Raw genomic sequence first — 11,801 nt, forward strand, 5'->3', positions numbered from 1 at the left:
GGGATTGATCGCAAAATAATCAGCAAGTTTTTTTCGAAATCTATCCCTATAGATGCAAAATAAGGGGGTATCCCCTAAGTCATAAACATGACGGGGATACCCCTTGTTAGTGTTATTTTGGTATAAGGAACCGAGCACACGCTATTCGCTCCAACATGCACAAGTTCTGAGGTTAACGAACCACAGAGACGTTATTCGTCGATTCGTTAGCGCTTGGAACGAGAGAACCATCTCTTTCGAAACAGCCCCCTTATCATTTACAGTTCAGCCCTCGTTCTCGAATTAACGGGTAACCGGCTGTTTGGCAATACGCTCAGGTACCAGGTCATTCTGGATGATATCCTGATACGTCTCACGGCGTACCACCACATCTCCTTGACCGTCTTTGACAAACACAACTGCCGGACGACGAATCCGGTTGTAGTTGCTCGCCATAGAGTAGTTGTAAGCGCCTGTGCAAGCTACAGCCAGCAAGTCACCGCTTTGCACTTTCGGCAGGTCCAGATCCCAGATCAGCATGTCGCCGCTCTCGCAACATTTACCAGCAACCGATACGGTTTCCTGAGCAGACTCATTTGCACGGTTGGCAAGCACAGCTTCATACTTGGACTCATACAAAGCCGGACGCGGGTTATCTGTCATACCACCATCAACAGCCACGTATTTGCGCACGCCTGGAATATCTTTGCTTGTGCCTACAGTGTACAGCGTTGTTCCCGCCTCACCCACGATGCTGCGACCTGGTTCAACCCAGATCTCAGGCACGGCATAGCCGATTTGGGCAAAATGATTTTTAACCGCATCTGTAATGGCCTTCACATATTGTGAAACTTCAAGCGGAGTATCTCCATCGATATAACGAATACCAAAGCCGCCGCCGAGGTTAACCACTTTGAAAGCAACGTTAAGACGCTCATATACGCTCGATGCAAACTCAGCAACACGCTGGATTGCCATCTGGAAGCCTTCCACCTCAAAGATCTGTGATCCGATGTGTGAATGCACACCGAGTAAAACTAAGTTGGACTGCTTGGAAGCCAGTTCGATCGCTTCAAATGCCGTTCCGTTACCGATATCGAATCCAAATTTGGAATCCGTTTGTCCTGTGGAGATATATTCATGCGTATGCGCTTCAACACCAGGCGTCACACGCAGCAAAATGTTTACTTTGCGATTTTTGTCCGCAGCTACAGCTTGCAGCAAGTGAAGTTCATTGAAGTTATCAACAACGAAGCAACCGATCTCAGCATCAAGTGCCATCTCGATCTCTTCCAGTGTTTTGTTGTTACCGTGGAAATGGATGCGATCAGCCGGGAATCCTGCTTGCAGGGCTGTAAACAATTCGCCATCGGATACAACATCCAGGGAAAGTCCTTCTTCCGCAGCAAGGGCACACATTGCCATCACGCAGAACGCTTTACTTGCATAAGCAACCTGGAAACCAAGTCCAGAAGCGCGGAACGCTTCCATATACTCTCTGCAACGCTCACGAACCAATTGCTCGTCCACAACGTATAGTGGTGTTCCAAATTGTTCTTTCAACTCTGTAGTATCGACTCCACCAATTTCCAAGTGTCCTTGCGCATTTATTTTACTTGTACCATGTAAATACATAATCTGCATTCCTCACTTTTTATATACTGGAACATTTCTTATTCCAATGATTTTACACCAGTATATCAAATTGTCGAGCGAGAAGAATGGATTTTTCGGCAGATCATTTGTGTTTTTTACTTTTTCGCAGTTCCCCGTCCGGGTCATCGGACATTTTGGTATTGTCACGCGTTTTGTTGATCGATGGACGTTTTTTACTTTCCAGCAGAGGAAGCCGGAACAGAAATGCTCCGAGGGCCTTTGCATTAAAAGGTATGAAAGGCCATAAATAAGACGAATTATACGAGCGGTGAACGGTGAGCGCCAAAATGAGTAATGTCGTGCCCACCACCAAACCGGGTACCTTGAAAATTGCCACAGCGATTAACAGAACCAACCTGACCAGCCGGTTGGCAAGCCCCAGCTCGTAACTCGGGGTGGCGAACATACCGATGGCTGCAATCGCCATATAGAGTACCACTTCATTGACAAAATATCCTGTTTTCACAGCGATATCCCCGACCAAAATCGCCGCAATCAAACCCATGGCTGAAGCCAGTGGTGTAGGTGTATGAACCGCCGCCATCCTTAATAGATCCACACCAAGCTCGATCAGGAGAAACTGCAGAATAATCGGCAGCTTCACATTTTCCTGTGGACCAATAAAGTCCAGTCCCATCGGTTTGATCGAAGGGTCGATCACCATCAGAAGCCAGAGTGGCAGCAAAAACAATGAAATTATAATCCCTGCAAAGCGCACCCACCGCAAATACGTTCCCATCAAGGCAGTCTGTCTGTTCTCTTCCGCATGCTCACAAAGGTCAAAGAAAGTCGTTGGCAGAATCATTACACTGGGTGAGGTATCTACGAAAATAACGACTCTTCCTTCAAGCAAATGAGATGCGGTTACATCCGGCCGTTCGGAATAACGAACCAATGGGAATGGATTCCATCCCTTGTTGATAATCGCTTCCTCGAGCTGTTTGTCGGCTGCAGGAATACCATCGATATCCACCCGTTTAATTTTCTCACGAACCGAATCCACCTGAACCTTATCCACAATATCATCAATATAGACAACACAGACATCGGTTTGAGTTCTCCGTCCTACCTGCATAATTTCAAATTTCAATCCAGGGTCGCGTATTCTGCGACGCACCAGAGCCACGTTAGTCAGTAGTGTCTCAGTGAATCCATCCCTTGAGCCGCGCACTACCCTTTCAAGGGATGGCTCCTCAGGCGAGCGTACCGGATAACTACGAGTGTCCATAATAATGACGGAACGGTCTCCTTCAACAAACATGGCACTCATCCCGGTGAGGACCTTGTTGATCACGGCGCTCATTTTCTCCACACGCTCTACCTGAATATGAGGAATATAACATTCAAAATACGACTTTAATGCATGTCCTGACACTTGTTCCGGAGTGAGATAGGTTAATCTTTTTAACACTTCAAGCAGAATCTCATCCTTGGCAAAACCGGTTAACAGCAGCAATCCAACGTGTTTGCCCCCCAGAACCATTTCCCTCATACTGACGTCGAAGGATTCCCCCAACCCCAATACCTGTTTTAGCGTATATTTGTTATCACTCATGCGAGGAGAGATATCATCTTTTTCCTGCCAATATTCTACCGATTCTTCTATACTGTCCGACATCTCATTTTGCTTCTTTTTTTCGTATGCCTTCTGCTCTTCTTCCTCCTGAATCTCATAAGAAGATTTATGCATCATCTCTTCCGGTGTCACTTCGCCGGTTTCATGCTCTGTGTTGTCTGACTTCATGTCATTCCCATCCTCCTTCAGCCCTGTGCTCTAGCGTTGATATACAAAAAAGTCAAACAGGGAACCTGTCATTTTGCCCAATATCATGGCGAGCAGTAATCCGAACAAATAAGGTTTCATGCCCAGTCGTTTCGCCAGTACAGGTAGTACATTCAGCACTTCGGTAAGTGCCGCAGCGAGCAAACCGATGAATACACCGCAGAACAGTCCGATGATTGGACTGAGCATCAGCACCCCATGTACTTTCCAATGCCAGAAGTCCGCGACAGTACCGAGCAGCGAACCTCCGATCAACGCACCTTCGTACCAGTGGGTTTTGTCATAGGATCGCGTAAGCTGAGCCAATCTGGGGATCATATCGAGCACAAGAATAAGCGCAATCACGCCACTTCCTACGGCAATTCCTCCGGCGGTGCCAAGCACGATACTGATCACTCCATTAAGAACGCTCATCCGTATTCATCTCCCCGCGTTCCTGTTCATGCATACGTTCGGTTTCTTCAATCACCACATACTTGTCTACATTTTGCTGATATAAAAACATTTCCACTTCCAGAGGGGTAGGTTCTTCATTCCATTTCTTCTTGAATAAATGATTGAAGAACACCGCCATACCGAACCCGATTCCGATAGAATACGCGATCTGGAACAGATAGGGGTTCTCATCCCGACGTCCTGTAACCATCTCAACGATTCGAATCTGTACTTCCTGCATATTTACGTCCGCATGAAAATTCATAATGGTCAGGGCTGATCCAAAAAAAAGGAGCAGCCATACCAGTATGAACAGTGATTTGGAAGGCTTGCCACTTCCGACAACCACCTCAACGAGGGTATGACCCGATCCGATTAATTCAACGCTGACATTTGGCAAAACGCGCCGGATCTGGGGAATGATCTGCATGATGTCAATGAGGATCAGATTGCCGTCCTCCGGTCCGGGGCGCAGCAGTTCAAGCTCAAGCAGCCTTTCTTCCTGATCTTCAGGCGAGGTTAACAAGTGAGCTAAATCCCCAAGCTTGATGCCTCTTCCCCTCTGGATACGAATACGGCTGCGCAGACGAACGTAGACCGTTGGAGTGGGTGTCAGGGACATCCGAAACACTCCTTTACTGCGTAATTTAGGTTAGTATTTGAAGAATGTCCAAATTTATTACAACCCGGGCGAAATAGCTGTGGATAAATGGAAAAGGACTCCCTATTTCCTTCGATGCTGTTCTGTTTTTCAACAGTCACATCTCCAGGAAGCGGAAGTCCATTTTTCTTTGATATCTCTAGTTACGCGCCTTGCTATGTTATAGGATAAGACTCTAACCCTTGCTTAGTCGTGAGTCAGGGCATTGGTTTCGGGCGGGCTAATGTCGATCCCTTTTTCCAAATCCTTGATCGATTTCAAACGGGATGTAATACATGCGATCAGAATGACAAAAAGTCCGGCGATGATAAACAGTAACGCAATTCCCCTTCCTTGCCCGGTTCCGATGACAGAGCCTACGCTTGAAGCGAGTGCCCCCCCTTCCATCATTAATGGATTGAAGATATGGTCAGCGAGGAATCCGGCCAGACTGTAAGCAATAATGAATCCCAGCTGGGACAGAATGCCGATAATCCCCCAGACTCTGCCCTGCTTTTCGTTGGAAATATTATTACGTACCAGTACGTCTGCACTCATGTTCACAAAAGGCAGGGAGGACAGGAACAGAAAACCTGCAAAGATAATAAAGTAGATGTTGGTTGAGAGACCCATCAGTGAGAAGGATAACCCCGACATGATTAAACCAATGACAAGCACATTCGAGTACCGTTTGCTCACCGTAAATATCCCAATGCACAGGCTGCTGATCAACATGCCAATGGCACTGACGGACTGAAATGTTCCCAGAGTTTTTGCATCAGCAAAGGAAAGAATCATGGGTCCGATCAGCGTTTCCAGGAACCCCAGATAAAAGGTAATGATGGATATAATGATGACCAGCAGCAGTACACCTTTATTGGTTACCACCTCCCGCCACCCTTCTTTCAAGTCCACTACCCAGGAAGTCGGTTCTTCTTCGTTGTGTGTCACGGTCAACTTTCTGCGAATGACGAAAACGGCCAGTGTCGCAATCAAAAAGGTAAGGATATTGATGATCAGGATGACCTCAATTGTGGTCACACTCAGCAATATCCCCGCTAAAATAGGAGAAAACAAGAATTTGGAGGATTCTGCGAGCTGTACCAGCCCACTCCCTTTAGAAAACTGGTCTTTGTCCAAGAGATCCGTGGCTGAAGCTTTGTAAGCTGGACTCTGTAAGGCCGAGAATACCGCACTGAATGCCACGCCCACATAGATATGCCATAATTGTATGTCGCCCGTAAGCATAATGGTCAGAATAAAAACCAGACCCGCAGCAGAGCCGAGATCGCCAATAATCATCATCAGGCGTCGGTCAAATCGGTCAGCGAGCAGTCCGCCTATGGGGCGCAGCAGAATATTCGGGAGAAACGTAAACAAGGTAATCAGGGCAACGCTGGTTGCCGTATTGGTTTTTTCAAAGGCATACACCCCTAGCGAAAAGGCTGTCAAACCAATACCAATCATCGAAATCAGCTGACCGAACCATACAATGAGAAACTTGCCAAAAGACTTCTGAACGGTTTGTTCCATGCAGGGTAATTCCCCTTTCTTGAATCATCTCATCACTGAAAATACAGCTTCTTAATATAGGAAAAACTGCCATTCTCCGCACCAAGTACACGCTCCAGAATGTGAACGAAAGCCTGAACTTTCCGGGTGATTTCTTCTTCCCCCCAGTTGAAGATACCCCGGTCCAGTAAAAACTGTGAGGATACCAGCAGAAATTCAATAGCCTCCTCTGGATTAGGTGTATCGAAGACCCCCTCCCTAATGCCTTGCCGCACAACCTCTGCGAGAATGGGGCTCAGCATAATCACCGTTTCTACCAAACTTTTTTGATGCATTTCCACATTGTTGACATGATGAAGCTGTTCAATCAGTCCCTGCTTGTCGCCATGGTTATGATTTTGAGCCATCATAATCCGGAAAATTTTCTCATGTGCACCCAAAGAATCATCTTCCGCTATCCGCCTTGCCTGCGTAACACCATTCATGATGATTCGCACGACAATGGCATTCATCACTTCCTCTTTGGACTGAAAATAGTGATAAAACGTACCTTTGGCAATCTCGCATACCTGCAAAATTTCAATAATCGCGGTTTTGTTATATCCTTTTGTAATAAACAGCTCTTCTGCGGCATTTAAAATATCGTTTCGACGCTCTTCCGGATTTTTGATTACTCTCATGCCATATCCTCCGATACACTAGACCGACTGTCGGTCTATTCTAGTCATGAAGCTCCAAGTTTAGAACCCCATTTCGGTTAACCACTTGGATAGCTGACTCTCCCTTAATTTGAGATCATGCTTTTTGTTATCATATTTACCAATGTTGCGATCTGCGACCAATTTGCCGTCCAGCATAAACAGAACCCGCTCCGATCTTGCTGCAACTTTGACATCGTGGGTGACAATCAAAATGGTTGTTCCCGCTGCATTAATGTCTCCCAAAATATCCATAATCTCATGGGTGGACTTTGAATTCAGCGCCCCTGTAGGCTCATCTCCGAACAGAATTTCAGGATTGTTAATGAGCGCCCGACATATCGCAATACGCTGCAATTGTCCTCCAGAAGCCTGGGTGATATTGTTGCCAGCAAGTTCGTCAATCCCCATCTTTTTCATCAAATTCAGTGCCCTGACATTGATCGCTTCCCTGCTCCCATTTTTGGCCATATATGCCGACAGCACGATATTATCCAGCAAATTCAGATTTTTGAGCAGATGGATGTTCTGAAAAATGAATCCCATTTTGTTGAGGCGAAGCTGTGCAAGATCTTTCTCTTCATAAGCCGATATTTCCTTGCCATCAAAATAAACACTGCCTCCGCTGATCTGATCCATACCACTAATATTGTAGAGCAAGGTCGATTTCCCGGAGCCCGAGGGTCCCATAATGGATACAAACTCTCCCTTGTTCAGTTGAAGATTAATATCCCTTAGAATACGATGTTCTTCATTTTGGCCGAGAGTAACGGATTTATTCATTTCTTTTGCTTCAAGAATGGTTGTCATATATGATCCTCCCTATTCCACAATCGTTCTAGATATATTGGATTCCTTGATGGACTGAATACTGATCCAAGCTGTGAGGATGATGGTTATGGCAAGCAGTAACGGGCACAAAACATATGCCTGAATCGGATTAATGACGAATACGATATCTGAAGCCCCGAAGGATGACATGATGCCACTCACAAGTAAAGGTCCCACCGTATTGGACAATAACGTGCCGACTACAACCCCAACGCCCAGAATAACTAGCGACATGACGATATACTTCAACTTGATTTTGGCAAGTGCAAACCCCAGACTTCTGAGAATGGCAATATCACCATTATCCTTGGCAACCAGCATCTGTAGAAACAAGGAAGTAATCAGCACAGACACAAATGCCCCAATAACCAATGCCAGAATGGTAACCAGTTTCAACTGATTTATGGTACCTCCCAGGGTCTGATCCAGATAACCTTGCAAATCGGTCACTTTGGCTGGTGCAAAGGCCTGTTCATATTGTGCCATTTTGCTGCCAATCATGCTGGTATCTTTCAGATCCAAGCTGACCACATACCATAGTACGCTATCTTTATTGTATGGAAGCAACGCCTTGGCCGTTTTTCCACCATTCGTAACATCCTGATATATTCCACTGACCGTCATCGTTTTTTCCTGACCTTCTACCACGAGCACTAGTGTATCTCCGGTCGTTTTGCTCAACTCACCACTATTGGCATCCGACAAAGCGATTTCATTCGCTGTCTCAGGCGCATTCCCGCTGACGTAGGACAATGGAAAGATGGTGAAGTCTCCTGTTTCCACGCTCAGATTGTCATAAGCGCCTTCCGCATTTTTCACTTTGAACTGACTGGTAACCAGCGGTGAGAACTTGGATATATCATCATCCTTTTCCATTTGGCTCACCAGGTTAGCATAACGTTCCTCTATGCCTTCGGAGTGCCTCAGGTCAATTCGTATATCGCTCTGTCCTACACCCATGTAAGAAATAAAACTGGGGGCTTGCAACGTATTCAGAAAATTGACCGGCACAATCATGATGAACGAACTCACAATGAACACCAATAACAGAAGTCTGAACATCTTCATTCGCTGTGCCACATCTTTTAAACCAAGAAAAACGGGAACCGAAGACCAGCGATTTTGGGACAAACGCATACGATTACGGCTAACCTTGGTCTCGCCAAGGCTTCCCGTACGAAGAGCTTCCACAGCAGAGATTGTATTAAACCGTCGTAGTACGAGCCTGCAAAAGAACACAACCATTCCGAAAATGAGGCCTGCGGCCAATAGCGGGATGGCAAAATGGATTACTGAAGCCGGTGCTGTGCCCATATACAGCATAATGTTCGACATGAACAGGCGATTAACCCCGAGGGATGCCAGATATCCGACGATCGAAGCCAGCCCTGCCATGGCAACATATTTCGTCAGATATAGCTTTTTGATGTCATTCTCGGAAATCCCGATCGCCTTCATGACACTGATTTCCCGATAATCCTCTTCAATGGTGGCCAGCATGGTAAAACGAATACACAGCATTGCAATGACAATCAGGATCAGACTGATCATGATAATAACCGCTGCGATGACTCCATCCGTCATTCCGTTCAGTAACTGGAACAATCCATATGTGACCACAGGTCCCGCGTTAGGCAGACCGGCTGACTGGTACGCTTGCTCAAATTCGGATGTCCTGCCCGGGTCAACGAGCCTGAATTCAAGCAGATACTCTGCCTCACCCGTTTGGGATTTAAGCGTCTGAAGCTCACCTTCGCTCACAATAAAGCGTTTGGAATGCACAATAGACGGGTTCATCTGGGCATCACGTACAAAATCCACAATGGTAAGTGATTGGACAAACGTTCCATCCTCAATACGAACCTGATCTCCAATCTTGAGGTTTTTCTGTTGCATATAATACACGGGAACCGCAATCTCACCATCTTGTACCTGAATAATCTCGCTATTGAGGTTCAGCAGATAATCAAAGTCCCGGTTTTGGGTTACAAAGTCAATGTCCATGACACTGCTCTTCTCTGACTCGGAACCCAGAAACAGATTGGCCCCATCAATATTGAGCATCTCTACCTTTTGATACTGTTCCACCATCGTGTTATTGGCAGCCCATTGGCTGACCTTCTCTTCGTTTATTGGACCCGCATGCATTTGAACGAAGTGGGGAGTCTTCGACTCAGTGAACAAATGTTGAATGGAGCTGGTCAGCTCCAGAATCATTCGGGTACCGGAAGAAACCAGCAATGATGCCAGTAATATAAATATAAAAAGAGCTGCGGTGATCCCTTTTTTTCTCATCACGTCATTTCTAAGCATTCTCCATAACATAGGTGAAATTGGCTCCTCTCCTGTACATTCAGTTAGTCATCGTTTCATTCGGAGTCATAAAGCGATCCAGGTGATGGGCCACAAGTAAAGGCTGATGGAGTACAAACATGTGGTTCCCATCCCGGACGGTAATCATTTGCATAGGTTTTTCAAGATATGTTGTCCACCTCAATGCAGATTGCAAGGACACGCTGCGGTCGTTCTCTCCCCACAGATATAACGTCGACATTGGCAACGGGCTGTTATCCATAGATGCCGATGATTCCAGTAACTTGAAATCCGCCCGAATGACAGGAAGGAAATACCGTAACAAGTCCTTTTCTTCCCTCAAATCGTTAGGAAGCCCATCATACGAAAATAAATGTTCAATCAGGGCATCATCAGTCCATTGATGATAGTTGTTGTTCTTGCACTCCCCCGGTGTATTGCAGGCGGATAACACAAGACGCATGGTGCGGGCAAGCTCAGGCTGTTCTCGATACAGTTTTAGCGCTACGAAATAAGCTACGATTCCACCAAGGCTATGTCCAAACAGAATACACCCGGGTCTAACGATCTCCAACAACCTTTGACAGCACAGCTCGCTCATTCTCTGCATATCCTCCACGGGAGCTTGAGTATCTACGCCATGTCCGGGAGGATTGAAAGCCCACACTTCCAACCCGGTAAGGTAACCGGCGAGGCCCCTGAAACTGGACGAACTTCCCCCCAGGTAGGGGAAGCAGACCATCTGTCCGCTTCCTGCGCCACTGTTTAATTTTTCAAGATGAATCTGCTCCACTGTAATCCCCCTCTGCTCTTAGACTGATTTGGATGGGCCCATAACATATGCAGGGAACGTTTGTAGGGTAAGATCCACCTTTTTTCGTTTGAGAACAACATGCAGGATGATGGCTGCAAGCACGAAGAACACAAACTGCATAATCTGAACTTGTGGATTAAAGTAGTACAGATTAATCTGGCTGCCTGTTGCTACAAGCCAGAAAGCCAGCAAATAGAAAAACAATGTACCTTTGGTGGCGTTAAAGATATAACTTTGGAATACAATGAACGCCATCAACTGCACCACATAATATATGTACGTTGTGGATGTACCAAAAGAAGAAATGAGATAACCTGGCAGAACCCACATTCCAAACAGCAACCCGGTAATCAGACCGCTCGTAATATTGTTCTTCAATTTACCTTGCAGAAACGGAAGCAAAAATCCGATCCATCCAAACAAACCACCGATTAGTCCCGTTTCCTTAAACAGATTCAGAATACCTAGCCAGATCATTTCAGGTACACTATATGGAATTTCTGGAACAGGTATGCCGAATAACAAAGAACCGTAATGCATGCTTGCCGCAAAAATGATGGAAATGACAATAATGAGCGGAATCCAGAATAAATCCTTTTTTCGGGGCAGCATTTTAGCAAACATGCCTTTGACAGCTTTCCCACCGCCCATCACATAACAGGTGAGAATTCCAGCAAGGGACGGAGAGTAAAGAGCAATGATGGCTAATGGGTGCATGAGTGTCAATTCTCCTGTTAAAGGAACAATAAAGTCTGGAAAGAACATGAACAGACTGGCAATACCGTAACAAACACCAAATGAAATGCCTAAAAACATATACATGTACTTATTCGAAGGGTTTACCATACTTGCAGCGTTCATCGCGTTGCCTCCTTGTTGAGCATTTTTCTTTCGATTAAGGCTTGCAGACGATTAATCGTACTGAAATTGGCCAAATCCAGATCTTCATTTCCAATCTCAATATCAAAATTTCTTTCCACAAAGTCCACCAGCCTCATGGCAAACAAGGAGTTCACAAAACGAAGCTCAAAGTAATTTTCATCATCCGAAATGCCTGTTCCCTCATAATTCGTTGAAAGATTCTCTCCGATAAACTTTCGAATATCCTCACGGTAATCCAAGTGCAGTTCCCCCTTTAAT

At 45.8% G+C, this 11,801-nt stretch carries 11 protein-coding genes; all 11 read right to left on the minus strand.

What is annotated here, in order from left to right:
* Positions 1 to 282: 282 nt before the first annotated feature.
* Positions 283 to 1,614, minus strand: coding sequence for a diaminopimelate decarboxylase (gene lysA / locus ACR32F_RS21020; protein ID WP_440110425.1), 1,332 nt, complete (start codon positions 1,612 to 1,614; stop codon positions 283 to 285).
* Between the two features lie 103 nt (positions 1,615 to 1,717).
* Positions 1,718 to 3,328 (minus strand): spore germination protein, encoded by a 1,611-nt coding sequence (locus tag ACR32F_RS21025; RefSeq protein ID WP_440119965.1) that lies wholly within the window; start codon positions 3,326 to 3,328, stop codon positions 1,718 to 1,720.
* An 81-nt stretch (positions 3,329 to 3,409) separates the two neighbouring features.
* Positions 3,410 to 3,832: a stage V sporulation protein AB gene (locus tag ACR32F_RS21030; protein WP_440110428.1), complete on the minus strand. Its 423-nt coding sequence runs from the start codon at positions 3,830 to 3,832 to the stop codon at positions 3,410 to 3,412.
* Positions 3,819 to 4,475, minus strand: a complete 657-nt coding sequence (locus tag ACR32F_RS21035) for a stage V sporulation protein AA (RefSeq protein WP_440110429.1) — start codon at positions 4,473 to 4,475, stop codon at positions 3,819 to 3,821. Before ACR32F_RS21035 ends, ACR32F_RS21030 begins: the two co-directional genes overlap by 14 nt.
* A gap of 225 nt (positions 4,476 to 4,700) precedes the next feature.
* Positions 4,701 to 6,026 (minus strand): MFS transporter, encoded by a 1,326-nt coding sequence (locus ACR32F_RS21040; RefSeq protein ID WP_440110431.1) that lies wholly within the window; start codon positions 6,024 to 6,026, stop codon positions 4,701 to 4,703.
* A 32-nt stretch (positions 6,027 to 6,058) separates the two neighbouring features.
* The gene (locus ACR32F_RS21045) at positions 6,059 to 6,685 is read right to left on the minus strand and encodes a TetR/AcrR family transcriptional regulator (protein ID WP_440110433.1); all 627 of its coding nucleotides are present in this window, start codon (positions 6,683 to 6,685) and stop codon (positions 6,059 to 6,061) included.
* Positions 6,686 to 6,745: 60 nt separating this feature from the next.
* Positions 6,746 to 7,513 (minus strand): ABC transporter ATP-binding protein, encoded by a 768-nt coding sequence (locus ACR32F_RS21050; RefSeq protein WP_440110435.1) that lies wholly within the window; start codon positions 7,511 to 7,513, stop codon positions 6,746 to 6,748.
* A gap of 12 nt (positions 7,514 to 7,525) precedes the next feature.
* On the minus strand, positions 7,526 to 9,859 hold the full coding sequence (locus ACR32F_RS21055; protein ID WP_440110437.1) for an FtsX-like permease family protein: 2,334 nt from the start codon (positions 9,857 to 9,859) through the stop codon (positions 7,526 to 7,528).
* A gap of 28 nt (positions 9,860 to 9,887) precedes the next feature.
* Entirely contained in the window at positions 9,888 to 10,640 is a 753-nt protein-coding gene (locus tag ACR32F_RS21060; RefSeq protein WP_440110439.1) for a thioesterase II family protein, read from the minus strand.
* Between the two features lie 18 nt (positions 10,641 to 10,658).
* A complete protein-coding gene (locus tag ACR32F_RS21065; protein ID WP_440110441.1) occupies positions 10,659 to 11,522 on the minus strand; it encodes a hypothetical protein in 864 nt (287 codons plus the stop codon).
* The gene (locus ACR32F_RS21070) at positions 11,519 to 11,782 is read right to left on the minus strand and encodes an acyl carrier protein (RefSeq protein WP_440110443.1); all 264 of its coding nucleotides are present in this window, start codon (positions 11,780 to 11,782) and stop codon (positions 11,519 to 11,521) included. The genes ACR32F_RS21065 and ACR32F_RS21070 overlap by 4 nt, the downstream gene beginning before the upstream one ends.
* Between the last annotated feature and the right edge of the window lie 19 nt (positions 11,783 to 11,801).

This window comes from Paenibacillus hebaui (assembly GCF_051934385.1).
In the GTDB taxonomy this organism is placed as follows: Bacteria; Bacillota; Bacilli; order Paenibacillales; family Paenibacillaceae; genus Paenibacillus.